Raw genomic sequence first — 23,346 nt, 5'->3', positions numbered from 1 at the left:
TTTTTCTTCCAGCTTAAAGCTTACGGCTTATAGCTCCGGGCGAAGCCCGGGTGGGTTTTCTTCCAGCTTCAAGCTTACGGCCGCGAAGCGGACGATCTTCAAGCTCCCGGCACAGCCGGCTGGTTATTCCGCCGCTTCCTGCATCTGCTGCTGCAGGTAATTCTGGATACCCACCTTGTCGATCAGGCCGAGTTCGGTTTCCAGGTGGTCGATATGCTCTTCCTCGTCATCGAGGATGCACTTGAACAGATCCCGGCTGACGTAGTCCTTGACCTGCTCGCAGTGCGAAATGGCGTCGATCAGGTCGGCACGGGCCTTCTGCTCGAGCTTGAGGTCGCATTCGAGCATTTCCTGGGTGTTCTCGCCGATCAGCAGCTTGCCGTAATCCTGCAGGTTGGGGATGCCTTCGAGGAAAAGGATGCGCTCGATCAGGGTGTCGGCGTGCTGCATTTCCTCGATGGATTCCTTGTACTCCCACTTGCCGAGGGCCGCGAGCCCCCAGTCCTGATACATCTTGGCATGCAGGTAGTACTGGTTGATGGCCACCAGTTCGTTGCCGAGCACCGTATTGAGGTACTGGATGACCTTGCTGTCGCCTTTCATGACGTTACCTCGATTGCTGTCAGGGTCCCTTTCACATTGGCACGGGCGACGTCGCCCTGCCAGGCATATCCGACAGTCTAGATCACGTCACAAAAAATTCAATGAAATCAAACAGTTGCTAATGACAACACAAACAATATCGATTGCCATCACACCGCATAGGCGAGTGCTTCGGACGGCGCGGCCAGGGTCTCGCGGACGGCCTCACGGGTAATGCCCTTGCCCATGCAGGCACACTTGCCGCACTGGGTGCCACAGCCCGTCTCGCGCTGGACCTCGCGCCAGTTGCGCGCACCCTCTTCCACGCTCTGGCGGATGGCCTTGTCGCTGACACCCTTGCATAGACACACGTACATGACATCACCTCGTGCTGACCTCGAGGCAAATGTAAATGATTCGCATAGCCTATCGCAACCATAGGCTGCCACTTTTTCCTCCCGGAGCCCCCCGACTTTCGTATCAGGCACCCTCTCGTGACTTCCCGGGTAACACCACCACCCGCGTGCCGGAGGCGATATCGGCCCAGCTGCGTCGCTCGGCGTCGAACAGCACCCAGAGATGCCCAAGGCCGAAGGCGGCCCAGGACAGCGCCCCCACCAGATACCGCACCAGGCTCTGGTAGAGGCCGATCGGCTGTCCCTTGGTCGTCTGCACGCGCAGCCGCCAAGCCTGCATGCCCAGCGTCATCCCGCCACGCATCCAGAAAAAGGCGAAGAACACGAAGGCACCAAGCAGCAGCAAGCCACGCAGCGACACCACCTGAACGACACCGACCCCCAATCGTTCCGCCGGCAGATCCAGCAACAGGCGACTGACCAGGACATGGGCGGCGGCCAGCGCGATCCAGATGGCCAGGATCAATAGCCCGTCATAGCACATGGCGCCCAGGCGGCGTCCCAGCCCGGCGGGCCATACTTCGTCGAGACGCTCGAATCGACGTGTCATGGCACCTCCCGATCAGCCGCTGCGACGCAGCAAGTAGAAGCCCAGGGCGGCGCAGATCAGGGTCGGCGCCAGCACCGCCCAGGCCGGCGAGAAGCCGAACACCGTGGACGCCGGCCCCAGCAGGTCCTGCAGGTACTTGAAGACCAGCCCGGTGATCACGCCATAGAACACTCGGGTACCGGCCGCCACGCTACGCAACGGGCCGAACACGAAGGAGGCGGCCACCAGCATCAACGAAGCCATGGTCAAGGGCATCAGCATCTTCTGCCAGAAGTAGAGCAACGGCTGAGTGGCGTCCTGCCCCTGGGACCGCAGGTAACGCGCATGGGCCCAGAGCTCGCTGGGCGCCTGGGTTTCCACCTCGCGCAGCAGGCGGTCCAGTTCGGCGGGCGTCAGTTCGGTTTCCCAGGGACGCGTGGCCTGATGGGACGCCTCGGTGCGCCCGCCTTCGAAGCGGGTGATGTTCACGTCTTCCAGCATCCAGCCACCATCACGCCATACCGCCCGGTTGGCGTTCATCGCCTCACGCAGTTCGCGGCCCTCGAAGCGATAACGGGTCAGGTCGAGCACGACCTTGTCGGCACGAATCGCGCCGAAGCGATAGAAGCTGTCCCCCTCTCGCTGCCAGCCGCCACGCTCGGTGAGCACGGCTCCCTCCCCCTGGAGCTGCTCGAGACGCCAGGCACTGGCGAACTGCTCGGTGCGAGGGCTGACGAATTCGGCGATGAACAACACCACGACGATCACCAGGATGACCGGCTTCATCACGCCCCAGAGGATGCGTGCCAACGATCGCCCCGCGGCGCGCATCACTGTCAGCTCGTTGCTCGAGGCCATGCCCCCCAGGCCGATCAGCGCGCCGATCAACACGCCCACTGGCGCATACTGGTAGAAGCGCCAGGGCAGGCGCATCACCAGGTAGAAGAGTACCTGAAGGGCACCGTAGTCCCCCTCCACATCACCCAGGTCGTTGATGTAAGCGATCACCAGGTCCAGGCCCAGCAGCACGATCTGCACCACCAGGATGGCCCCCAGGACGTTGCGGGCAATGTAACGGTCCAGGCGGTCGGCGATCATCCGCTCATCCCCTTGCGCTGGGCATGCAGCGTCATCAGAAGGCCGATGGCCAGGAAGGCGGCGTGGATCGGCCACATCCCCACCGTGGCCGGCCAGGCTCCCCTGGCGATGGCATCCAGCGCCGCCAGCAGCAGGCTGAGATAGGCCACATAGAGAAAGATCGCCGGCAGCAACTTGGCGAAGCGCCCCTGGCGGGGATTCACCCGGGACAACGGCATGGCCATCAGCGTCAGGATGAACACCATCGGCGGCAGGCCGAGTCGCCACTGCAACTGTGCCATGGCGGGTGGCGTCCCGTCGGCGATCAGGGCGGGCGTGGTCGCGTATTCGGGATCGTCCAGGTCCTGGCGCTCGGCCGACCCGGAGAGACGCACCGCATAGGTGCCGAACGACAGGCGTTCGGCCACGGCCCGTCCGGGCTCGACGCTGTAGCGTTCCCCTTCGGACAGCACCAGGAATCGACTGCCGGTTTCCTCGTCGACGGTCTGATACCCCTCGGCGGCACGCGTCACCACCGTCTGAGGCGTGCCATCGCCGCGCCGTTGACGCTCACTGATGAAGACTTCCTCCAGGCGTCGCTCCTGCTCGCTCAACGCCTCGGTGTAGGCCACACGGCCATCACCGAAGTCCTGGAAGCGCCCGGGCGCCAGGACGCCGAAATCGAGCTGGCTGCGCTGTTCCTCGATGATCACCTCGTTCTGCAGGGCACCGGCCGGTGTCAGCCAGAGGCTGCACAGCCCCACCAGGGTGGCCACCACGGTCGCCGGCAAGAGACTGACCCAGAGCAGTCGATTGGGGCTGGTGCCACAGGCCACCAGCACGGTGATCTCGCTGTTGAGATAAAGCTGTCCGAGGGCGAGCAGGATGCCGAGGAAGAAGGCCAGCGGCAGGATCAACTCGAGGAAGCCCGGGAGATGAAACAGCATCAGGGTCCCGAGGATATCGACCGGGATCTCGCCCTGTGCCGCGTTGGAAAAATAGCGGATGAAGCGACTGCCCATGATCACCAGCAGCAGCACGCCGGCGACGGCGGCCATCGTCTGCAGGATCTCGCGGGTCAGGTAGCGGAATATGATCAATGCTGTCTCCCGATCCGGGTTGCCGGCGCCCGGCCAACTTCCATGCAATGACGCCCGGCCTTGGGTACACTGGGACGACTCGGCAATGTGCCGGCATTATCCAGAATCCCCCACCGCTTGTCTTGTGGAGACACCATGGAATTCCCAGTTCAGACGGCCAATCCTGCCAAGATCGAGACGGCCTGCCTCGTGGTACCGGTGTTCAAGGACGGCGATCTGCTGCCCGCCGCCACCAAGCTCGACGATGCCAGCGAGCGGCTGATCGGCCAGCTGATCGAGCGTGGCGACTTCGACGCTCGTCTGGGCAACGTACAGTTGATTCCCTTCGCCCCCGGCCTCAACGCCGACCGCTTGATGCTGGTCGGCCTGGGGGCTCGCGAGACCTGCCAGGAAGGCGCCTTCCGCAAGGCCGTCGACGCCGCCTTCGGCGCCCTGGCGTCATTGCCCGCCGATGACGCTGCCGTGGCCTTCAACGACGTACCGGTCCCCGACCGCGCCTGCGACTGGAAAGCCCGCATGGTGGCCGAAGCCGCCCATCGCGCTATCTATCGCTTCAACGATTTCAAGTCGGAGCCCGCCCCGGTGCCGCGGCTCGAGCGCGTGACCCTGCTGGTCAGCGAGGGCGGCGACTCCAGTGCCGCTCGCGAGGGCAGCCGCATCGGCGATGGCATCGGCCAGGGCATCAACGCCACCCGCACCCTCGGCAACCTGCCTGGCAACGTCTGCACGCCGAGCTATCTGGCCGAGCGGGCCGAGCAGATGGCCGCCGACTCCGAGGGCGCGCTGACCACCGAGATTCTCGACGAAGCGGCCCTGGAAGAACTCGGCGCCCACAGTCTACTCAGCGTGGGCCGTGGCAGCGTCGAACCCTCGCGGCTGATCGTGATGAAGTATCAGGGCGCGGACGATCCCGACGAGGCGCCTCACATGCTGGTCGGCAAGGGCATTACCTTCGACTCCGGCGGCATCTCGCTCAAGCCGGGCGACGGCATGGACGAGATGAAGTTCGACATGTGCGGTGCCGCCAGCGTGTTCGGCGCCGTGACCTCTGTGCTCGCCATCCGCCCCAGGGTCAACCTGGTCGCCATCGTCGCCAGTGCCGAGAACATGCCCGATGGCCGCGCCACCAAGCCCGGCGACATCATCAAGACACTCAAGGGGCTGTCGGTGGAAGTCCTCAACACCGACGCCGAAGGGCGCCTGGTGCTGTGCGATGCCCTGACCTATGCCGAACGCTTCGAGCCTGCCAGCGTGGTCGACATCGCGACCCTGACCGGCGCCGCGATCATCGCGCTGGGCCATCACGCCACCGGCCTGATGTCCAACGACGACGACCTGGCGCTTGATCTGCTCGATGCCGGCGAGACCGCCTGGGACCGTGCCTGGCACATGCCGCTGTGGGACGAGTACCAGGAACAGTTGGACTCCAACTTCGCCGACCTCGCCAACATCGGCGGCCGTCCGGCGGGCACCATCACGGCGGGCTGCTTCCTGTCGCGCTTCACCGACAAGTACCCCTGGGCCCACCTGGATATCGCCGGTACCGCCTGGCACTCCGGCAAGCAGAAAGGCGCCACGGGTCGGCCGGTGAGCCTCCTCACCCAGTACCTGCTGGACCGCGCTTCCGACAGCCAGGTCCAGGTCGGCGAGGACTGATCCGTCACTGCGGGTCTTGCCTTTTCCGCGCAACGACTTTTTCATGAAAGCAGCCGCCCATCATGCACCGGGCCGGAACTCCCCGCCCGGTGTTTCAGTATCACCCCGAGGTACCGCCCGTGCCTCGGGCACAGCGGAGATTCATTGCCGTGCCCACAGAACGCTTTTCCGTGCTGTCGTCCACCGAGGCCAAGGCGGCCCATATCCGTGACGACATCCTCGCCAATCCCGGCTTCGGTCGCTATTTCACCGACCACATGGCCCATGTACGCTGGACCGTCGACGCCGGCTGGCATGGCCATGAGGTGCGTCCCTATGGCCCGCTGACCCTCGATCCTGCGGCGGCCGTACTGCACTACGCCCAGGAAATCTTCGAGGGGATCAAGGCCTACCGCCACGATGATGGCTCGATCTGGGCCTTTCGCCCGGAGAAGAATGCCGAGCGCTTCCGTCGCTCGGCGCGTCGCCTGGCATTGCCGGAGCTGTCCGACGAAGACTTCGTCGACTCGCTACGCGCCCTGCTGGCCCAGGATCACGCCTGGGTCCCGACGCCGGCCACGGCCGCCGAGGAATCCAGCCTCTACCTTCGCCCCTTCATGATCGCCAGCGAGACCTTTCTCGGCGTGCGCCCCGCCCATGAGGTCGACTACTACGTGATCGCCTCGCCCGCGGCGGCCTACTTCAAGGGCGGTGTGGCGCCGGTATCGATCTGGCTCTCCTCGCAATACAAGCGCGCCGCCGCCGGGGGCACCGGCTTCGCCAAGTGTGGCGGCAACTACGCCGCTTCCCTGGCCGCCCAGAAGGAAGCCGAGGCGCACGACTGCAGCCAGGTGGCCTTCCTCGACGCCGCCGAGAACAAGTGGATCGAGGAACTCGGCGGCATGAACCTGTTCTTCGTCTACCGTGACGGCCGCCTGGTCACCCCGCGCCTCACCGATACCATCCTCGAAGGTGTGACCCGGGACTCGGTGCTGACCCTGGCACGCGACGAAGGCCTGACGCCCGAGGAGCGCCCGATCAGCATCGACGAATGGCGCGAGGGCGCGGCCAGTGGCGAGATCACCGAAGTCTTCGCCTGTGGTACCGCCGCGGTGATCACCCCGGTGGGTGAACTGGTCACCGAGGACGGCCCGATCCGCCTCAGCGCGGGCGGCGACAACGAGGTCGCCAAGCGCCTGCGCGGCCACCTGCTCGACCTGCAGTACGGACGTCGCGCCGACAGCCGCGGCTGGCTGACGCGCCTGGCTTGACCCATGCACGGTCGTGAAGACCGTGTCATGTGCGCTCCCTTCCCGAAGAGGTCGAGATGTCGAAAGTGATGCTGATTACCGGGGCCGGACGTGGCATCGGTGCCGCCACCGCCAGGCTCGCCGCACAGCGCGGCTATGCAGTGGCCGTCAACTACCGGAGTGACAAGGCCTCGGCCGATGGCGTCGTCGGTGACATCGAGGCGGCAGGCGGTCGTGCCATCGCCGTCCAGGCCGATGTGGCCGACGAGGCCGGTATCCTGTCGCTGTTCGAGACGCTCGACCGCGAGCTGGGCCGTCTCGACGTGCTGGTCAACAACGCCGGCGTGGTGGACGTCAACCGCCGGGTCGAGGACATGGACTTCGCCCGCGTCGAGCGCATGATGCGCATCAACGTCGCCGGGCCGCTGATCTGCGCCCGCGAGGCCATCAAGCGCATGTCGACCCGCCATGGCGGCGACGGCGGCGTGATCATCAACGTCTCATCCGTCGCGGCGCGCCTGGGCGGTGCCGACGAATACATCGACTACGCGGCTTCCAAGGGCGCCATCGACAGCCTGACCAAGGGGCTGGCGCGCGAGCTCGCCGGTGAAGGCATCCGCATCAACGCCGTACGGCCAGGGGTGATACGCACCGATATCCACGCCAGTGCCGACAACGCCGGCAAGGTCAATACCGCCGGTGCGCGCATTCCGCTGGGGCGCATCGGCGAACCGGACGACATCGCCGACGGCATCCTGTGGCTCGCCGATGCCGGCTTCTGCACCGGCAGCCTGATCGATATCGACGGCGGCGTATGACCACCGGGCTACGCCCGGAGCTGTAAGCTGTAAGCTGTAAGCTGTAAGCTGTAAGCTGTAAGATAAGGCCATGCCATCGGCCTCGATGACAAAAGGTTGCAGTAACGCCTCTCAGATGGGGCGACGACTCCAAACCAAGCCCAAGCGCTTTTCTTACAGCTTCCAGGTGCGAAGCGCCGCTCTTAGAGCTTACAGCTTGCCCGAAGGGCCTCATGACCCAAGTCGATTTCTACATCCTCCCCGACACCACCCTCGACGCGCGACTCGATTTCGCCTGCCGACTGGCCGAGACCATCGTCAACAAGGGCTATCGACTGCACCTGCATGTGGAAGACGAGGCCATGGCCCGCACCCTCGACGACCGCCTGTGGAGCTTCCGACCCGACGCCTACCTGCCCCATGCCCTGTTGGGCAGCGAGCAGGCCGGCAGCGTCCCGGCGACCATCGGTTGGCAGGCCCCCGCCCCCGGCGAGACGGGCACCCAGGCACTGCTCAACCTGCATCCCGGCATCCCGGAATGGTTCTCGCGCTTCGAGCGGGTCGCCGAGATCATCAACCAGCACCAGGCGGTGCTGACCGCCAAGCGCGACTGCTGGCAGACCTATAAGAAACGCGGTTACCCGGTGAAGGCCCACCAACTTCGCGGGCAGCAAGGCGCGGGCTGAAGATATCGGCGTATGGTGAGGGGCACCGGGCTGTTCCCGGATCGCCCCGACACCATGGCCACAGCAGGCTCACCCGTCTACCAGGCTGACGCCCAGCCCCTCATCGAGCTATAATCGAGCCCATTTTTCGACGATGCCCCGCCATGCGGTTTCAAGGCCGGTGGCGACCATTTCTGGACCCGGAACGCCCATGGACAAGACCTATCAACCCGAGCAGATCGAGAACCGCTGGTATCAACGTTGGGAAGAGGGTGGCCATTTCGCACCCTCCGGCCAGGGTGCGCCCTTCGCCATCATGATCCCGCCGCCCAATGTCACCGGTAGTCTGCACATGGGCCACGCCTTCCAGGACACCATCATGGACACCCTGACGCGCTGGCAGCGCATGCGGGGCCGTAATACCCTCTGGCAGGTAGGCACCGACCACGCCGGGATCGCCACCCAGATGCTGGTGGAGCGCAAGGTCGCCGCGGAAGAAGGCAAGAGCCGTCACGACCTGGGACGCGAGGCCTTCACCGACAGGGTCTGGGAGTGGAAGCACGAGTCCGGCGGCCACATCACCCGCCAGCTGCGCCGCATGGGCGCCAGCGTCGACTGGTCCCGCGAGCGTTTCACCATGGACGACGGCTTCTACAAGGCGGTCCAGGAAGTCTTCGTGCAACTGTTCGACAAGGGCCTGATCTATCGCGGCAAGCGGCTGGTCAACTGGGACCCGAAGTTCGAGACAGCCATTTCCGACCTCGAAGTGGAGAACATCGAGGTCAATGGCCACATGTGGCACTTCAAGTATCCACTGGCAGGCGGCGAAACCTACGAATACATCGAGAAGGATGCCGAGGGTAACGTCACCCGGCGCGAAACACGGGACTACATCTCCATCGCCACCACTCGCCCGGAAACCATGCTGGGCGATGGCGCCGTCGCCGTGCACCCTTCCGACGAGCGCTATGCACCACTGATCGGCAAACTGTGCGAGATTCCGGTCGGGCCGAAGGAGCATCGGCGCCTGATTCCCATCATCACCGACGAGTATCCCGATCCTGACTTCGGCTCGGGCGCCGTCAAGATCACCGGTGCCCACGACTTCAACGACTATGCCGTCGCACAGCGCAACGGCATCCCGCTCTACAACCTGATGGACCGCAAGGCGCACATGCGCCGCGATGGCCTCTCCTATGAGGAAAGCGCCACCCTCGCCTCCCGCGCTGCCCGGGGCGAGGACATCGGTGACGTGGACGAGGTCAACCTGGTTCCCACTGAACTGCGCGGTCTGGATCGCTTCGAAGCGCGCCGCCGCGTGGTCGAGGCCATCACCGCCGAGGGCCTGGCGATGACCACGGCCGATGCGGAAGGGAACGAGCAGCCTCTCGTCGAGAGCAAGACGCTGATGCAGCCCTTCGGCGACCGCTCCGGCGATGTCATCGAGCCCTACCTCACCGACCAGTGGTTCGTGGCCGTGGAAAACCTCGCCAAGCCGGCCATCGCGGCGGTCGAGAACGGCGATATCGAGTTCGTGCCGAAGAACTACGAGAACATGTATTTCGCCTGGATGCGCGACCTCCAGGACTGGTGCATCTCGCGCCAGCTGTGGTGGGGTCATCGCATCCCGGCCTGGTACGACGCCGATGGCAACGTCTATGTGGCGCGCAGCGAGACCGAGGCCCGCAACAAGCACGGGCTCGCCGACGACGTCGGGCTGACCCAGGACGAGGACGTTCTGGATACCTGGTTCAGTTCCGGCCTGTGGACCTTCGGCACTCTGGGCTGGCCCGAGAAGACCGAGGCACTGGAGACCTTCCACCCCACCAACGTGCTGGTCACCGGCTTCGACATCATCTTCTTCTGGGTCGCCCGGATGATCATGCTGACCCTGGAGTTCACCGGTGAAGTGCCCTTCAAGCAGGTCTATGTCCATGGCCTGGTGCGCGATGGCCAGGGCAACAAGATGTCCAAGTCCAAGGGCAATGTGCTCGACCCCATCGACCTGATCGACGGCATCGACCTGGAGGCCTTGGTCGAGAAGCGTACCGGCAACATGATGCAGCCGCAGAAGGCCAAGGCCATCGCCAAGGCCACGCGCCAGGAATTCCCGGAGGGCATCGAGCCCCACGGCACCGATGCCCTGCGCTTCACCTTCCTCTCCCAGGCCACCACCGGTCGCGACATCAAGTTCGACATGGGCCGCCTGGATGGCTACCGCAACTTCTGCAACAAGCTGTGGAATGCCTCGCGCTATGTGCTGATGAACGCCGAGGGCCAGGATTGCGGCACCGATGGCAGCGAGGTCGAGCTGTCCCTGGCCGATCGCTGGATCGTCTCGCGCCTGCAGCAGACCGAGACCCAGGTGACCCGCGCCATGGAGGAGTATCGCTTCGACCATGCCTCCCAGGCGCTGTATGAATTCATCTGGAACGAGTACTGCGACTGGTACCTGGAGCTCTCCAAACCGGTCCTCTGGGACGACGACGCCACCCCCGAATCCCAGCGCGGCACCCGCCGCACCCTGGTGCGGGTACTGGAGGCCATCCTGCGGCTGGCGCATCCGATGATGCCCTATATCACCGAGGAGATCTGGCAGCGCGTCGCCCCCCTGGCCGGCACCTATCGCGGCGAGGGCGACTCCCTGATGGTCCATCCCTGGCCGGAGGCCGATGAGGCCCGCGTCGACGAGGCGGCCACCCGCAACATCGAGTGGCTCAAGGGCGTGATCGTGGCGATCCGCAATATTCGCGCCGAACTGAACATCGCGCCCGGCAAGCCGCTGGAGGCCCTGTTGACCAAGGGCGACGCCAGCGACCGCGAACGGCTGGAGGCCAATCGACCGTTTCTCGCCAAGCTGGCCAAGCTCGAGCGCCTCGACTGGCTCGACGACCCGGCCGAGGCCCCGCTGGCCGCCACCCAACTGGTGGGCGACATGGAGGTGCTGGTGCCCATGGCCGGCCTGATCGACAAGGATGCCGAACTCGCGCGACTGGCCAAGGAGATCGACAAGCAGGACAAGCTGATCGGCGGCATCGAGAAGAAGCTCGGCAACGAAAGCTTCGTGGCCAAGGCCCCCGACGCGGTGGTGCAGAAGGAACGCGACAAGCTCGACGACCTCAGCGCCAACCGCCGTCTATTGATCGAGCAGCGCGACAAGATCGCCGCGCTGTAACGTCACTGGCTCATCATCAGGCGCCGAGCACGTCATCCAGGCGTGCCAGCGCCGCTTCCAGCTGCTCGGCAGTGGTGCCGAAATTGAGCCTGGCGAAGCCCGGCCAGCCGAAATCGGCGCCATCCGAGAGGGCCACGCCGGCGCCTTCCAGCAGGGCCTGTCGGGGCGAGTCGACCTCTCGTAGCGCCGGGGCATCACGCAGATCCAGCCAGGCCAGGTAGGTCGACTGTGGTGCCGCCATCCTGACGCCCGGCCAGGTCGCGACACGCGCCACCAGGCGCCGACGGTGTCCGCGCAGTGTCTCGAGCAGCGCCTGGCGCCAGGGTTCGCCGTGACGATAGGCGGCCTCGGCGGCCACCAGGCCCAGCACATTGCCGTCGGGCTGGAGCCCCTTGGCCTGAGCGGCGAAGCGCCGGCGCAGGTCGGCATCGGGAATCACCGCACAGGCCGTGGTCAGCCCCGCCAGGTTGAAGGTCTTGGACGGTGCCCAGAGGGTCAGGGTACGTTCGGCAAGCGTCGGAAACATCGCCGCCAGCGGGCGATGACGCGCGCCATCGTCGAGCAGCAGGTCGCAATGCAACTCGTCGGAGACGACCAGCAGGTCGTGGCGTTCGACCAGGGTCGCCAGCCCTTCCAGTTCGGCCGTGTTCCAGACCCGCCCGGTGGGGTTGTGGGGCTGGCACCACAGCAGCAGTCGGGTCCGCGGCGTGATGGCCGCTTCCAGGGCTTCGAGATCCAGCTCCCAGTCACCGTCGGGCGTCTCGGGGGGCCGCATGGCGGCTTGCTGGGGCTCTCGGCCGGTACGGCTCGCCACCTGCAGAAAGGGCGGATAGATCGGTGTCACCGTGAGCACGCCGTCACCGGGCTCGGTGAGCGCCAGGCTGGCCATGTGCAGGGCCGGCACCACACCCGGCAGCCACACCTGCCAGTCGGGCTCGATGGACCAGCCGTAGTGGTCGGCGCTCCATTCGCACAGCGTTTCGCGCAGGCTATCCGGCACCAGGCCATAGCCATAGACGCCATGATCGACCCGCGCCCGCAGCGCCTCGATCACCGCCGGCGGCGAACGAAAGTCCATGTCGGCCACCCAGAGCGGCAACACCTCGTCGCCGAAGCGGTGCCACTTCTGCGACGGCCAATCGCCATCGGCGGGATGTCGCCGCTCGATGGGCGTGGCAAAATCGAATGTCGAGGTCATATAGCGGCCATCCTTGTTCCGAACCAGGCGTTGAGAATGAACGAGACCATGCCCCAAAGCAGCTTCTATGCCAAGGTTCGCCGTGGCCTGCCGGCGATCATCGCCCAGTGGCTGGCGCTCGGCCAGGGCGATACCGATCGCCTGGCCCTGATTCTCGCCGAGACGGCCCGCGTCGCCAAGCTCGGCGAGCCCGAGGCCACACCCAGCGGCGCCACGCTCGAAGCCTGGAGCGACGCCGGGCGACAGGACGAGATCCCGCTCTGGGCGGGGCGCACAGCGGTCTTCCTGCTGGTCCAGATGCCGGCACGCCCGCAGCCCACCGATGACGACGAGGCCTGCGCCTGGGCCTATTGCTGGCTGCGCAATCGCCAGGCCGATGATTACGAGGCGGCCGTGGCCAGCCTGCCGGAGCACTTGCGCGCCCCCCTGGACGCCGCCCTCAAGGCCGCCTGGGTGGACCAGCAGGGGCTGCGGCTCGTCTGACGACCACTCAGCGGCGACGGCGCGTCGGCCGCTTGGGCTGAAACCCTGCCGGCTTGGTGGCCAACCACTCGACAAAGGCCCGGACCTCCGGATGGCCCAGCAACGCCTCCCGGCTGCGGTAATGTTCGGCCAGCTCCCGCTCGGAAAGTACCGCATGCAGGTGTCGGTGACAGGCGTGGCAGACCCAGAGAATCGACGCCAACCGTTCGGCTCGATCGAAGCGACGCCGATAACGCGCCTTGCCATGCAGCGCCCGGGGAATCAGGTGGTGCCGCGTCAAGGGCGCGGCGCGTCCACAGAGCTGGCAATGCTCGGGACGCGGCGGGGGCGACAACACGTGGCCGGTCATGCATGCCTCATCGCTGGTGGCCGTACTGTCACGCTTTGACTCAACAAGGAAGAGGATAACGTCATGGATGTTCCGCTCGGTTGGCAATTGGCCAAGCTGCTGGTATCGATCAGCGTCGTGCTGGGCCTTTCCATCGTCGCCGAACGCCTCAGCACCCGGGCTGCCGGCCTGCTCTCGGGCTATCCCCTGGGGACGGCCATCGCGCTGTTCTTCATCGGCCTGGAGATCTCGCCGAGCTTCGCCGCCGAAGGTGCCGTGCACACCCTGGCCGGTTTCTCGGCGACCCTGGCCCTGGGCGGCGGCTATCTGCTCTGCGGCCGGCGCGACGGTCTCCCCGGGGTCCTCGCCGGCACCGCCGGCGGTCTGGTCGCCTGGGCAGCCGCCGGCCTGCTGCTGACCCGATTCGACATCAGTCGTCTCGGCGGCACCCTGATCACCCTGGCGGCGATCCTGGCCTTCATGCGGCTGTACCGCCATGTCCCGGACACCGCCGCCCCGCCGCGCGGCGGCTTCTCCTGGCCGGCGCTCGCACTGCGCGCCGGCCTTGCCGCCGGCATCATCTTCCTGATCACCGGCCTCGCCCATGTGGTGCCCTCGGCCTGGGCCGGGGTGATGGCCGCCTTCCCGGTGACCATGTATCCCTTCCTGGTGATTCTACACCTGACCCATGGCGCCGCGCCGGTCGCCACGGTCATCAAGCACTATCCCGCCGGCCTGGGCTCGCTGCTGTGCTACGCCCTCTGCGTCTCGCTGACCTATGTCCCGCTGGGACTCGCCTGGGGCACCCTGGCCGGCTTCGCCGCGGCCACGCTCTGGCTGCTGGCCTGGACCCGTGGCCAGGCCTGGTGGCAACGTCGGCGCGAGACCATGACTTGACCGAGCGCTTGCTCGGCACAATGCTATAGTCTTCGACCACGCCTCCACCCGGCACTGCCCCGAGCCACCCGACAAGGAGCTTCCATGTTCGTACGCACCATCGAGCCGGCTTTCTACGACACCGATGCCCTGGGTCACGTCAACAATACCCGGCTGCCCGCCTGGTTCGAACTGGCCCGCAATGATCTCTTCAAGCTGTTCACCCCGGATCTCGACCCGCGGCGCTGGCGGCTGATCATGGCCCGCATGGAGATCGACTATCGTGCCGAGCTGCACTACGGGACCGACATCGAGATCCGTACCTATCTCTCGCGTCTCGGCAACAGCTCCTTCACCGTGACTCAAGAAGCCCATCAATCGGGTACACTGACCAATATGGGACACACCGTGCTGGTGCATTTCGATCATGAAACCAAGCGCGCCGTGCCCCTTGAGGGCGCTCTACGCGACGCCCTGGCAGAACACCTGCAGCAGGCGGAGACCGAAGACGCATGACACCGGCGGTGAAGGCCCTGGAGCAGGCCGGCGTGGACTTCTCGCTGGCGACCTATGCGCATGACCCGCGCAGCCCCGCCTATGGCGAGGAGGCCGCACGCGCCCTGGGACTGCCGGCCGAGGAAGTCTTCAAGACACTGCTGGCACGTCTCGATGACGGCCGGCTGGCCATGGCCATCGTTCCGGTACCCAGCCAGCTCGACCTCAAGGCCCTAGCCCGGGCCGCCGGAGCCCGCAAGGCGAAGATGGCCGAGGCCGACGAGGCCGAGCGCGCTACCGGTTACGTGGTGGGCGGCATCAGCCCGCTGGGGCAGAAGAAACGGTTACCCGCCTTCGTCGATGCCAGCGCCGAGGCGCTGGCCGCCCTTCATGTCAGCGGCGGACGCCGTGGCCTGGAAATCTGCCTCGCGCCGGCCGACCTCGTCATGCTGCTGGACGGACGCTTCGCCTCGCTGGCACGAGGCCAGTGAACCGGACCCGGCAAGCCGAATCGGCCACACCATTGTCTCAGCCATACCAGCCTCTCGGTGCCACGCCGATTCACCCAAGGAGCCGCCGATGGCCATCCGCTACGACCTCTGGCTCAACCCGGAAAACGTCGCCCGCCACCATGCCGTGGAGGCCGACCTGGAGCGTTACTTCATGGAACGCTTCGCCGACTACCCGCACATTCGCTTGTTCGGGGAAGACCCTTACGATTATGATGCGCCGTTCAATCGCCTCTACGATGTGCTGATGGCTCGGGCCGTCGACTACTGTGACCGCTACTGGCGCTATGTGCCTACGCCGGAACAGCTCAACCGAACCTTCTTTCGCGCCGTGGGCCGCTCGAACAAGTTCATACGAGATGACAACGATGGTGATCCGTCCTGACACGATGCCTGACGACCGGCAACTGGCCATCATCACCGAGCAGCTGGGCCGTCCTCCCCGTGGCATCGAAGCCCTGGCCGCCACCGATGGCGAGGGCACGCCCCTGGTCCTGCGCATGGCCCCCATCGTCGATGGCGCCCCCTTCCCGACCCTCTACTGGCTGTGCTCGGAGCGCCTCAAGGCCGAGCTGTCACGCATCGAAGCCGCCGGCGTCATCAAGTACCTGGAAGCTCGCCTGCGTGAAGAGCCGGCCTTCCTGAACGCCTACCATCGCAGCCATGCCGATTACGTCGAGACCCGCTGGCGCTGCATGAGCACGACGCAACGCGACGAGGTCCAGCGCCTCGGCTATGAGACGGTGCTGCGCGAACGGGGCATCGGCGGCATTGCGAACTGGGATCAGGTACGTTGCCTGCATACCCAATATGCCCACCATCTGTGCGGCGACAATGTCATCGGTCGCTGGCTGGACGAGGAATATGCCGTGGCCGACTGCCTACCCTGAGGGGAAAACACTGCTTGCATGCCTGCGCGAGCCAACCGTCTCGCGATAGTCGCCCCCTTGGCGGCGACCCGGCGGGCCCCGTCTAACGACGGTTCAAGTTCACTCCTGGCGACGTTGTGTGCAGTGCTGGTGCGCCAGCCCCGTCGACAGCTCGCCTGACTACCTGGACAGGTTCGATCAAGGAGAAAAGGATGTCGACGTTCTGCGTCTATCTCGGCTCTCGGACCGGTAATGACACGGCCTTCCTCGATGCCGCCCGACAATTGGGCGACGAACTGGCCGCCCGTGGCCACGCGCTGGTCTATGGTGGCGCCCGGGTCGGCATGATGGGTGCCCTGGCCGACCGGGTGATGGCCGCCGGCGGCGAGGTCACCGGCGTGATGCCCGATCACCTGGTCGAGCGCGAACAGGCCCACCGCGGCCTGACGCGACTGATCCGGGTCCGCAACATGCATGAACGCAAGGCCAGCATGGCGGCCCACAGCGATGCCTTCATCGCCCTGCCCGGCGGCATCGGCACGCTCGAGGAACTCTTCGAGGCCTGGACCTGGCAGTACCTGGGCCTGCACGACAAGCCCATCGGCCTGCTCGACACCCAAGCGTTCTACACGCCACTGCTGACGTTCCTCGACGCCACCGTTGAGCGCGGTTTCCTCGACCCTGCCACCCGTGCCAACCTGCTCGATGCCGCCACTCCGGCCAGGCTTCTCGATGCGCTGGAAGCGCGCCTGACACCTTCCCACACCGACTGAAGGAGGTCATATGCGGGCCATACGACACGATGATACGCGCCTCGTCTGGGACGAAGCCTCCGCCCCTCCCGGCCCCGGTGCCCATGAAGTGCGTCTACGGGTGGCCTGGGCCGGCATCAACCGCGCCGATCTGATGCAACGCGCCGGTCACTATCCGCCCCCGCCCGGCGCCTCGCCCGTACTCGGCCTGGAGGTCAGCGGCACGATCACCGAGCTCGGCGATGACGTCAGCGGACTGAGTGTCGGCCAACCTGTCTGCGCCTTGCTGGCCGGCGGCGGCTATGCCGAGGAGGTCGTGGTCGATGCCCATCAAGTCCTGCCGATCCCGACCGGTTTCACCCTGCGCGAAGCGGCGGCCTTGCCCGAGGTCTACGCCACCGCCTGGCTCAACCTGTTCATGGAAGGCGCCCTGGCCGCCGGCGATCAGGTCCTGCTCCATGCCGGCGCAAGCGGTGTGGGAACCGCCGCTATCCAGCTGTCCCGCGCCTTCGGTCATCCCTGCTTCGTCACGGTGGGCAGCGAGGCCAAGCTGACTGCCTGCCGCAAGCTGGGTGCCGATGATGGCTGGAACCGCCATGAGGGCAGCTTCGTGGACGCCGTGAAGCACTGGGGCGGTGCCGACATGATCCTCGATCCGGTGGGCGCGAGCTACCTGGCCGACAACCAGCAGGTGCTCAACGAGGACGGGCGGCTGGTCGTCATCGGCATGATGGGTGGCCGTCAGGCGGAACTGGACATGGGGCGCATGCTGATGAAACGTCAGCGCCTGATCGGCTCGACACTGCGCGCCCGACCGCCGGAGGCGAAGGGCAGAATCCTCGCGGCATTGGCCGAGCATGTCTGGCCACGCCTGGCATCGGGCGAGTTGCGTCCGCTCGTCGACCGTACCTGGCCCATCGGCGAGGCCGAAGCGGCCCACGATCATGTGCGCGCCGACGCCAATACCGGAAAGGTGCTGCTGGAGATCGGCGACGACGCCTAAAGCGAGAGGGTCCGTTGATAGGTCTGCTGCAGCAACTGGGCATCCTCCCCGGCGCGATGCCGCAGGATGCCCTGCTCGTGGATGATCGTCTCCTTGGTGTCGCTCCAGCGCTCGAGCTGAGATTCGCTGAGCAACCGGCGCAACGCCTCGAGACGAAAGGCCGGCAGCATGCCGGCATGATGGAACAGCAGCGACAACCAGGTATTGTCATAGCCCCAGCTGTCGCTGTAGGCGATCCCGATCTCATTGAGTTCATCGTTGAGCCAGCGCGCCACCTGGCGCACCGGATAACCTTCACGCTGCAGCCGGGCGCGCGAGATGCCGTGCAGCAGCTCCGCCTTGGGATCCCAATGGGTCCACTCGTCCAGGGGCTGGATGAGAAAGGCGCAGACGCTACCGTCGGTCCGAGCCAGACCGATCTCGATGGGGTAACTACCGCGTCCGAAACCGGACGCTTCGATATCCAGCAGTGTCGGTAGCGTCACGGGGTGGTGAGTCCTTGATGAGGGCCGCCGCGCTGGCGTGTCGGCCAGTGGTCACAGTCTCGTCTATGAGACGCATAGCCCTAGTGTCGCGCCCCGGCTTCACGCATGTCCAGTGGCTCGAGCGAACCGGAAAACTGATCGGCCAGGCGCTGCCAATAGGCCGTACGTTCGTCATCGATCGGCAGGCCCAGCTCGCCGGTGCGATAGGCGCGTGCCAGACGCGCAGCGGCCTGGGGATGGCCTTCCTCGCCGGCACGGGCATACCAGGTCACGGCATGGTCCTCGCGGCGCGGGTACTGGGCGCAACCATGCTCATGAATCTGTCCGGCCCGAAACTGGGCTCGGGTATCACCGCCGTGGGCGGCCTCGATCACGTAACGCGCGCCGCGAGCCTTGTCCTGGGGGGAAACGCCACGATGAAACAGCATGTGGCCATACTGCGCGAGGGCAGCGGGATGGCCGGCATCGGCGCATCGCTGGAAAAGATGCATGGTCAGCTTCTGGGTTCGCGGCGAGCGTGGCAACCAGCGAGTATGTACAAGCTGTTGTGCCAGACGGTACTCGAGCCGAGTAAACAGTGACGATGCCTGCGGCATGGCAAACAATCCTGCTTCCTGAGGTTCGATTCGAAAGTGACGTCGAGCACCACCCTGTGTCCGGCGTCGTTCCCATGATCTCGCTGGCCGCCAGGACTCCGCCGCGCCAACGGGAAGGCAAGCATACGCCTGGCTCCGCAGCGACTCAACCCCTCGGCGTTTACGCTCTGGTTCCCCCCGGCTACCATGCCTGTCGAACCGATTTCCAACCGTTTTGTGAGGAGTGACGGATGCAGACGCGCCCCCTGGGCAACACCGGCATCGAGGTCAGTCGGTTGTGCCTCGGCACCATGACTTTCGGCGAGCAGAACAGCGAAGCCGAGGCCCACGAACAGCTCGACCGAGCCGTGTCCTTCGGCATCGACTTCATCGATACCGCCGAGATGTACCCCGTGCCTGCCGACGCCGCGACACAGGGTCGCACCGAGAGCTACATCGGCAGCTGGCTCGCCTCTCGCGGCTCCCGGGACGATATTATCCTCGCCACCAAGGCGGCCGGGCCAGGAGTTGCCCACCTGCGTGGCGGGTCACGGTTGAGCCGGGAGCAGATCCATCAGGCCATCGATGACAGCCTGGCGCGGCTGCGTACGGATTATATCGATCTCTATCAGCTTCACTGGCCCGACCGACGCAGCAACTTCTTCGGTCGTCTCGGCTACGAACCTGACGAGGAGGAAGACGCCATTGCCCTGGAGGAGAGCCTTTCGGCGCTCCAGGAACTCGTGCAAGCGGGCAAGGTACGTGCCGTGGGGCTATCCAACGAGACGCCCTGGGGGGTGATGCGAGCCCTGCATCTGGCCGATCGCCTGGGACTCCCTCGTGTCGCTTCGGTGCAGAACCCCTACAGCCTGCTCAACCGCAGCTTCGAAGTCGGTCTGGCCGAGATTGCCCATCGCGAGGGCGTCGGCCTGCTGGCCTATTCCCCCCTGGGCTTCGGGGTATTGTCCGGCAAGTATCTGGACGGCGCCCGGCCCGAGGGCGCCCGCCTGACCCTCTATGAACGCTTCAAACGCTATACCTCGCCTCAGGCCGAGCAGGCCACCCGTGCCTATGTGGATATCGCCCGCGAGCACGGCCTCGACCCGGCTCAGATGGCCCTGGCCTTCGTGAACTCCCGGCCCTTCCTGACAAGCAACATCATCGGCGCCACTAGCATGGCGCAACTCGAAAGCAACCTGGCCAGCGAGTCGCTGCGCTTGAGCGATGAGGTCCTGGACGCTATCGAGGCGGTACATCGACGCCTGCCCAATCCCTGTCCCTGATCGACACCGTCCGGGGCTATCGGCACGATAGCCCCACCCTCGACGTGGCCTTGATATAATTGTCGCCGACTTCACCAGGTACAGGAGCGCCCCATGCTGAGCGTGATTTCCCCGGCCAAGAAGCTGGACTTCGAGACGCCGGCCACCACCTCCCGGCACACCCAGCCGGACTACCTCGACCGCAGCCAGACACTGGTCGATATCCTGCGAGACCTGTCACCTCAGCAGATCAGTGAATTGATGGGCGTCAGCGACAAGATTGCCGGACTCAATGCGGCACGCTTCACGGAATGGCACACGCCCTTCACGCCGGATAACGCCAAACCGGCCGTCCAGGCCTTCCAGGGCGACGTTTATGTCGGACTCGAGGCCGATCGCTTCGACGACGCCGACAACGCCTTCGCCCAGGACCACCTGCGCATCCTGTCCGGCCTGTATGGCCTTCTGCGGCCTCTGGACCTCATCCAGCCCTATCGCCTGGAAATGGGCACCAAGCTGGCGAATCCCGCCGGCAAGGACCTGTATGCCTTCTGGCGCGACGAACTGACCACGGCCCTCGACCGGTCCGTGGCCGACAGTGGCAGCACGGTACTGGTCAACCTCGCCTCCAACGAATACTTCAAGTCCATCGACGCCAAGCGCCTGAGTGCCCGGATCATCACGCCGGTCTTCAAGGACGAGAAGAACGGCCAGTACAAGATGATCAGCTTCTATGCCAAGAAGGCACGTGGATTGATGGCCGCCTGGATGATCCGGCAGCGCCTGGAGGATCCCGAGGCACTCAAGGAGTTCGACGTCGCCGGCTATCGCTTCAACGCTGCCATGTCGGATGCCGATACACTGGTTTTCTGCCGTGACGAGAAGGATCGTGTCTAGGCGAAGGCAAGCGGACGCGATGCACGCGCCTTGAGGAAACGCCGGTGGATGTCCTTGAAGTCGGCATCGTCACATCGCTCCAGCCATTCATAGGCCACCATGTCGGCGCTCACCGCCTGGGCGCCGGCATGCTCCATGCGACGCCGGGCCAGTGACGCCTCCTCCAGGCGCCGACTGCTCGTGGCCTCCGTCAGCCAGGCGACCCGATACCCCGCCTCGAGCAGCGCCAGGCCCGTCTGCAAGACGCAGATATGCGCCTCCGCGCCACACAGCACGATCTGCCGGCGCCCGGTGCCAGCCAGAGACTGGGCGAATCCCGATTCGGCATGGGCATTGAAATGCGTCTTGCGCCACACCCGGGGAGCCTCGAGCGATGCCAGCAGAGACGGCTCACTCTCCCCCAATCCTTCCGGGTACTGCTCGGTCAGCCAGACCGGCACGCCCAGCGCCTCGGCCACACCGCCCAACCATGACGCTTCCTCGACCGCTTGTTCGCCGGTCTCGAGAACCGGCAACAGGCCGACCTGCAGATCGACGATCAGCAACAGACTCGTATCGCGGTGCATGCGCATGGCGGTCTCCAGACAAGGGATATAAACGGTGCCCGCACCCAGCTTAATCGCTAGAATGTCAGCTCTGAAAGACCACCGGCCCCCATGGCCACCACGGAGATACCCTCGATGCGTCACTTCCTCGTCATGCTCATCGTCGGCATGTTCGGCTTCGGCCTCGCCGTCGATCATGCCGATGCGCGCCGCCTGGGAGGCGGCAAGAGCGTCGGCAGCTACTCCCGAACCATCAGCCCCCAGAGCAACAGCACTTCGCGTGCCACCGCCGCTACCCAGCGCAAGCCCTCCAGTGGGCTATCGCGATTCGCCGGCCCCTTCGCCGGTCTACTGGCGGGAGGCCTATTGGCCTCACTTTTCTTCGGCGGCGCCTTCGATGACCTGCGCCTGATGGATATCCTGTTGATCGCCGGTGTCGGCTTCCTGCTCTTTCGCCTGTTGGCCCGTCGCCGTACGGCCCCGGCGGGTGACCCCTACCACTCTCCCCGGGAATCCGATGCCCGGACGTTCCAGGCCTCCACTGCCATGGGTAACCCGACCCACCTCGGCGGCGAGCCCTCCTGGTTCGACAAGGAACGCTTCCTGGTTGGTGCCAAGGAGCATTTCATGACACTGCAGCGCGCCTGGGACAACAATGACTTCGCCCTGATCCAGGACTACGTCACGCCGGCGCTCTACAACCTGCTGCGCCAGGAACGCGAGCAGCATCCGGCCAACAACCATACCGAGATCGTGCGCCTCGTCGCGGAACTCGGCAGCGTGCACGAAACCGACCAGCAAGCCGAGGCGAGCGTTCTGTTCCACGGTATCCTCGAAGAGAACGGCGCACGCAACGAATTCAACGAGACCTGGCATCTGGTACGCGAACGCCGTGATGGCGCCCCCTGGTACGTGCAGGGGATCGAGCAGAACCCCGCCACCTGATTCCGCCAGGTAGCCTGCCAACGAGAAAGGCCGGGCATTTGCCCGGCCTTTCGCCTCTCCTGCACCCGAGGACAACAGTCCGTTACTGCTGCGTCTCGTCGGCGGCTTCCTGAGTCTCTTCGCCAGCGTCTTCCATGGCCTCACCGGTGCTTTCCATGGCGTCATCGGCTGCATCGCCGACACTGTCACCGGCATCTTCCACGGCCTGATCCACGTTGTCGGCGGCCGAATCCATCGCTTCGCCTGCGTCGTCCACGGCCTCTTCGGTGTTCTCTGCCGCCGAATCCATGGCGGATTCCGTCTCATCGGCCGCACTCTCTGCAGCGTCACCGGCTTCATCCATGGCCTCATCGGCACCTTCCGCCGCCTCGTCGGCCGTCTGCTCGGTCTCCTCGGCAGCCTCATCCATCGCCGACTCTGCATCACCGGCGGCGTCCTCGGTGTTCTGTGCGGCATCATCCGCCGCCTGCTCGGTGCTCTCGCCTGCTGACTCCGAACCTTCATCTTCGCCGCTGCAGGCCGCCAGTCCAACCGTTGCCGTGCCGACCAGCAGCATCAGGGCCAGCTTGCGCAGAATGTGCTGTTTCATCGTGCTCCTCCTGAGATCACCGTGATATCCATCGGGGTATTGCCTGTTCACCCTAGTCGTCCTGACCGCAACTTGCCAACCGATTCAGGACCTTGGCCGGACCACTCCATGATCCTTCAACATTCTGGATGCGGCGTCGCCAGGCAGCGTCACCATGGATGCCCCAGCAACATGGCAAGGTGGCAAGGTGGCAAGGTGGCAAGGTGGCAAGGACACTGCACCTTCGTTCAGCCATAAAAAAATCCCCCGGGAAGGCCCGAGGGATTTTTTTGATGTAAATGCCTGACGCCTCGGCGGCCACTTCGTGGC

At 65.3% G+C, this 23,346-nt stretch carries 27 protein-coding genes; 16 read left to right on the top strand and 11 right to left on the bottom strand.

Annotation, left to right across the window (positions count from 1 at the left end; genetic code table 11):
- Positions 1-123 precede the first annotated feature (123 nt).
- From bfr to lptF, 5 genes are all read right to left on the bottom strand, one after another.
- Positions 124-603, bottom strand: a complete 480-nt coding sequence (gene bfr, locus LU493_RS18595) for a bacterioferritin (RefSeq protein ID WP_275289302.1) — start codon at positions 601-603, stop codon at positions 124-126.
- A gap of 149 nt (positions 604-752) precedes the next feature.
- Positions 753-959, bottom strand: a complete 207-nt coding sequence (locus LU493_RS18590) for a (2Fe-2S)-binding protein (protein WP_275289301.1) — start codon at positions 957-959, stop codon at positions 753-755.
- 103 nt (positions 960-1,062) lie between these two features.
- Positions 1,063-1,548, bottom strand: a complete 486-nt coding sequence (locus LU493_RS18585; protein WP_275289300.1) for an RDD family protein — start codon at positions 1,546-1,548, stop codon at positions 1,063-1,065.
- Between the two features lie 12 nt (positions 1,549-1,560).
- The gene (gene lptG / locus LU493_RS18580; RefSeq protein WP_275289299.1) at positions 1,561-2,625 is read right to left on the bottom strand and encodes an LPS export ABC transporter permease LptG; all 1,065 of its coding nucleotides are present in this window, start codon (positions 2,623-2,625) and stop codon (positions 1,561-1,563) included.
- On the bottom strand, positions 2,622-3,704 hold the full coding sequence (gene lptF, locus LU493_RS18575; RefSeq protein ID WP_275289298.1) for an LPS export ABC transporter permease LptF: 1,083 nt from the start codon (positions 3,702-3,704) through the stop codon (positions 2,622-2,624). The genes lptG and lptF overlap by 4 nt, the downstream gene beginning before the upstream one ends.
- Positions 3,705-3,839: 135 nt before the next feature.
- Here lptF and LU493_RS18570 point away from each other — a divergent pair, with 135 nt between their 5' ends.
- The 5 genes from LU493_RS18570 (at position 3,840) to LU493_RS18550 (ending at position 11,226) form a co-directional block, all read left to right on the top strand.
- On the top strand, positions 3,840-5,360 hold the full coding sequence (locus LU493_RS18570) for a leucyl aminopeptidase (protein WP_275289297.1): 1,521 nt from the start codon (positions 3,840-3,842) through the stop codon (positions 5,358-5,360).
- Between the two features lie 149 nt (positions 5,361-5,509).
- Positions 5,510-6,610, top strand: coding sequence for a branched-chain amino acid aminotransferase (locus LU493_RS18565; RefSeq protein WP_275289296.1), 1,101 nt, complete (start codon positions 5,510-5,512; stop codon positions 6,608-6,610).
- Between the two features lie 56 nt (positions 6,611-6,666).
- Entirely contained in the window at positions 6,667-7,407 is a 741-nt protein-coding gene (locus tag LU493_RS18560) for an SDR family oxidoreductase (RefSeq protein WP_275289295.1), read from the top strand.
- Between the two features lie 212 nt (positions 7,408-7,619).
- Positions 7,620-8,072 (top strand): DNA polymerase III subunit chi, encoded by a 453-nt coding sequence (locus LU493_RS18555; RefSeq protein WP_275289294.1) that lies wholly within the window; start codon positions 7,620-7,622, stop codon positions 8,070-8,072.
- A gap of 190 nt (positions 8,073-8,262) precedes the next feature.
- Entirely contained in the window at positions 8,263-11,226 is a 2,964-nt protein-coding gene (locus tag LU493_RS18550) for a valine--tRNA ligase (RefSeq protein ID WP_275289293.1), read from the top strand.
- 16 nt (positions 11,227-11,242) lie between these two features.
- On the opposite strand, the gene LU493_RS18545 is transcribed toward LU493_RS18550, so the two are convergent.
- The gene (locus tag LU493_RS18545; protein WP_275289292.1) at positions 11,243-12,424 is read right to left on the bottom strand and encodes a MalY/PatB family protein; all 1,182 of its coding nucleotides are present in this window, start codon (positions 12,422-12,424) and stop codon (positions 11,243-11,245) included.
- A 48-nt stretch (positions 12,425-12,472) separates the two neighbouring features.
- On the opposite strand from LU493_RS18545, the gene LU493_RS18540 reads away from it, so the two are divergent.
- Positions 12,473-12,907 (top strand): hypothetical protein, encoded by a 435-nt coding sequence (locus LU493_RS18540; RefSeq protein ID WP_275289303.1) that lies wholly within the window; start codon positions 12,473-12,475, stop codon positions 12,905-12,907.
- A 7-nt stretch (positions 12,908-12,914) separates the two neighbouring features.
- On the opposite strand, the gene LU493_RS18535 is transcribed toward LU493_RS18540, so the two are convergent.
- Complete coding sequence (locus LU493_RS18535) at positions 12,915-13,256, bottom strand: hypothetical protein (protein WP_275289291.1); 342 nt, start codon at positions 13,254-13,256, stop codon at positions 12,915-12,917.
- Positions 13,257-13,319: 63 nt separating this feature from the next.
- On the opposite strand from LU493_RS18535, the gene LU493_RS18530 reads away from it, so the two are divergent.
- The 7 genes from LU493_RS18530 to LU493_RS18500 all read left to right on the top strand — a co-directional run bounded on the left by LU493_RS18530 (position 13,320) and on the right by LU493_RS18500 (position 17,739).
- Positions 13,320-14,132: a hypothetical protein gene (locus tag LU493_RS18530; RefSeq protein ID WP_275289290.1), complete on the top strand. Its 813-nt coding sequence runs from the start codon at positions 13,320-13,322 to the stop codon at positions 14,130-14,132.
- 84 nt (positions 14,133-14,216) lie between these two features.
- Positions 14,217-14,627 carry an acyl-CoA thioesterase gene (locus LU493_RS18525; protein WP_275289289.1) on the top strand — a complete coding sequence of 137 codons (411 nt, stop codon included), beginning with the start codon at positions 14,217-14,219 and terminating at the stop codon, positions 14,625-14,627.
- Positions 14,624-15,097, top strand: coding sequence for a Cys-tRNA(Pro) deacylase (gene ybaK / locus LU493_RS18520; protein ID WP_275289288.1), 474 nt, complete (start codon positions 14,624-14,626; stop codon positions 15,095-15,097). Before LU493_RS18525 ends, ybaK begins: the two co-directional genes overlap by 4 nt.
- Positions 15,098-15,185: 88 nt before the next feature.
- The gene (locus LU493_RS18515; RefSeq protein ID WP_275289287.1) at positions 15,186-15,500 is read left to right on the top strand and encodes a hypothetical protein; all 315 of its coding nucleotides are present in this window, start codon (positions 15,186-15,188) and stop codon (positions 15,498-15,500) included.
- Entirely contained in the window at positions 15,484-16,005 is a 522-nt protein-coding gene (locus tag LU493_RS18510) for a DUF501 domain-containing protein (RefSeq protein WP_275289286.1), read from the top strand. The genes LU493_RS18515 and LU493_RS18510 overlap by 17 nt, the downstream gene beginning before the upstream one ends.
- Positions 16,006-16,196: 191 nt before the next feature.
- The gene (locus LU493_RS18505) at positions 16,197-16,757 is read left to right on the top strand and encodes a TIGR00730 family Rossman fold protein (RefSeq protein ID WP_275289285.1); all 561 of its coding nucleotides are present in this window, start codon (positions 16,197-16,199) and stop codon (positions 16,755-16,757) included.
- Positions 16,758-16,767: 10 nt separating this feature from the next.
- The gene (locus LU493_RS18500) at positions 16,768-17,739 is read left to right on the top strand and encodes an NAD(P)H-quinone oxidoreductase (protein WP_275289284.1); all 972 of its coding nucleotides are present in this window, start codon (positions 16,768-16,770) and stop codon (positions 17,737-17,739) included.
- Here the strand turns inward: LU493_RS18500 and LU493_RS18495 are convergent.
- Together LU493_RS18495 and LU493_RS18490 are read right to left on the bottom strand one after the other, a co-directional pair.
- Positions 17,736-18,224: a hypothetical protein gene (locus LU493_RS18495; RefSeq protein WP_275289283.1), complete on the bottom strand. Its 489-nt coding sequence runs from the start codon at positions 18,222-18,224 to the stop codon at positions 17,736-17,738. The two genes, LU493_RS18500 and LU493_RS18495, sit on opposite strands and share 4 nt — an antisense overlap.
- Before the next feature lie 80 nt (positions 18,225-18,304).
- Entirely contained in the window at positions 18,305-18,820 is a 516-nt protein-coding gene (locus LU493_RS18490) for a tetratricopeptide repeat protein (protein WP_275289282.1), read from the bottom strand.
- Positions 18,821-19,050: 230 nt separating this feature from the next.
- Here LU493_RS18490 and LU493_RS18485 point away from each other — a divergent pair, with 230 nt between their 5' ends.
- Entirely contained in the window at positions 19,051-20,082 is a 1,032-nt protein-coding gene (locus LU493_RS18485; RefSeq protein ID WP_275289281.1) for an NADP(H)-dependent aldo-keto reductase, read from the top strand.
- A gap of 93 nt (positions 20,083-20,175) precedes the next feature.
- Positions 20,176-20,958 (top strand): peroxide stress protein YaaA, encoded by a 783-nt coding sequence (gene yaaA / locus LU493_RS18480; protein ID WP_275289280.1) that lies wholly within the window; start codon positions 20,176-20,178, stop codon positions 20,956-20,958.
- Here the strand turns inward: yaaA and LU493_RS18475 are convergent.
- On the bottom strand, positions 20,955-21,530 hold the full coding sequence (locus LU493_RS18475) for an isochorismatase family protein (RefSeq protein WP_275289279.1): 576 nt from the start codon (positions 21,528-21,530) through the stop codon (positions 20,955-20,957). The genes yaaA and LU493_RS18475 overlap by 4 nt on opposite strands.
- Before the next feature lie 108 nt (positions 21,531-21,638).
- Between LU493_RS18475 and LU493_RS18470 the strand changes: the two genes are divergently transcribed.
- The gene (locus tag LU493_RS18470; RefSeq protein WP_275289278.1) at positions 21,639-22,448 is read left to right on the top strand and encodes a Tim44 domain-containing protein; all 810 of its coding nucleotides are present in this window, start codon (positions 21,639-21,641) and stop codon (positions 22,446-22,448) included.
- 82 nt (positions 22,449-22,530) lie between these two features.
- Here LU493_RS18470 and LU493_RS18465 read toward each other — a convergent pair whose 3' ends face one another.
- Positions 22,531-23,037: a hypothetical protein gene (locus LU493_RS18465; RefSeq protein ID WP_275289277.1), complete on the bottom strand. Its 507-nt coding sequence runs from the start codon at positions 23,035-23,037 to the stop codon at positions 22,531-22,533.
- Positions 23,038-23,346: the final 309 nt, after the last annotated feature.

The sequence above is a fragment of the Halomonas elongata genome (assembly GCF_029081005.1).
Classification (GTDB): Bacteria; Pseudomonadota; Gammaproteobacteria; order Pseudomonadales; family Halomonadaceae; genus Halomonas; species Halomonas elongata_B.
Note: the sequence above shows the minus strand (reverse complement) of the source record. Positions and strands in the feature narration are given on the sequence as shown.

Bases quoted from the DNA above. Each gene is read 5' to 3' on its own strand.
- LU493_RS18485 (WP_275289281.1), top strand. From the start codon at position 19,051: ATGCAGACGCGCCCCCTGGGCAACACCGGCATCGAGGTCAGTCGGTTG.
- LU493_RS18500 (WP_275289284.1), top strand. From the start codon at position 16,768: ATGCGGGCCATACGACACGATGATACGCGCCTCGTCTGGGACGAAGCC.
- ybaK (WP_275289288.1), top strand. From the start codon at position 14,624: ATGACACCGGCGGTGAAGGCCCTGGAGCAGGCCGGCGTGGACTTCTCG.
- LU493_RS18560 (WP_275289295.1), top strand. From the start codon at position 6,667: ATGTCGAAAGTGATGCTGATTACCGGGGCCGGACGTGGCATCGGTGCC.
- LU493_RS18545 (WP_275289292.1), bottom strand. From the start codon at position 12,424: ATGACCTCGACATTCGATTTTGCCACGCCCATCGAGCGGCGACATCCC.
- LU493_RS18535 (WP_275289291.1), bottom strand. From the start codon at position 13,256: ATGACCGGCCACGTGTTGTCGCCCCCGCCGCGTCCCGAGCATTGCCAG.
- LU493_RS18530 (WP_275289290.1), top strand. From the start codon at position 13,320: ATGGATGTTCCGCTCGGTTGGCAATTGGCCAAGCTGCTGGTATCGATC.
- LU493_RS18525 (WP_275289289.1), top strand. From the start codon at position 14,217: ATGTTCGTACGCACCATCGAGCCGGCTTTCTACGACACCGATGCCCTG.
- LU493_RS18585 (WP_275289300.1), bottom strand. From the start codon at position 1,548: ATGACACGTCGATTCGAGCGTCTCGACGAAGTATGGCCCGCCGGGCTG.
- LU493_RS18590 (WP_275289301.1), bottom strand. From the start codon at position 959: ATGTACGTGTGTCTATGCAAGGGTGTCAGCGACAAGGCCATCCGCCAG.
- LU493_RS18515 (WP_275289287.1), top strand. From the start codon at position 15,186: ATGGCCATCCGCTACGACCTCTGGCTCAACCCGGAAAACGTCGCCCGC.
- LU493_RS18510 (WP_275289286.1), top strand. From the start codon at position 15,484: ATGGTGATCCGTCCTGACACGATGCCTGACGACCGGCAACTGGCCATC.
- LU493_RS18505 (WP_275289285.1), top strand. From the start codon at position 16,197: ATGTCGACGTTCTGCGTCTATCTCGGCTCTCGGACCGGTAATGACACG.
- LU493_RS18470 (WP_275289278.1), top strand. From the start codon at position 21,639: ATGCGTCACTTCCTCGTCATGCTCATCGTCGGCATGTTCGGCTTCGGC.
- LU493_RS18490 (WP_275289282.1), bottom strand. From the start codon at position 18,820: ATGCCGCAGGCATCGTCACTGTTTACTCGGCTCGAGTACCGTCTGGCA.
- LU493_RS18550 (WP_275289293.1), top strand. From the start codon at position 8,263: ATGGACAAGACCTATCAACCCGAGCAGATCGAGAACCGCTGGTATCAA.
- LU493_RS18555 (WP_275289294.1), top strand. From the start codon at position 7,620: ATGACCCAAGTCGATTTCTACATCCTCCCCGACACCACCCTCGACGCG.
- LU493_RS18540 (WP_275289303.1), top strand. From the start codon at position 12,473: ATGCCCCAAAGCAGCTTCTATGCCAAGGTTCGCCGTGGCCTGCCGGCG.
- yaaA (WP_275289280.1), top strand. From the start codon at position 20,176: ATGCTGAGCGTGATTTCCCCGGCCAAGAAGCTGGACTTCGAGACGCCG.
- LU493_RS18475 (WP_275289279.1), bottom strand. From the start codon at position 21,530: ATGCGCATGCACCGCGATACGAGTCTGTTGCTGATCGTCGATCTGCAG.
- LU493_RS18570 (WP_275289297.1), top strand. From the start codon at position 3,840: ATGGAATTCCCAGTTCAGACGGCCAATCCTGCCAAGATCGAGACGGCC.
- lptG (WP_275289299.1), bottom strand. From the start codon at position 2,625: ATGATCGCCGACCGCCTGGACCGTTACATTGCCCGCAACGTCCTGGGG.
- LU493_RS18465 (WP_275289277.1), bottom strand. From the start codon at position 23,037: ATGAAACAGCACATTCTGCGCAAGCTGGCCCTGATGCTGCTGGTCGGC.
- bfr (WP_275289302.1), bottom strand. From the start codon at position 603: ATGAAAGGCGACAGCAAGGTCATCCAGTACCTCAATACGGTGCTCGGC.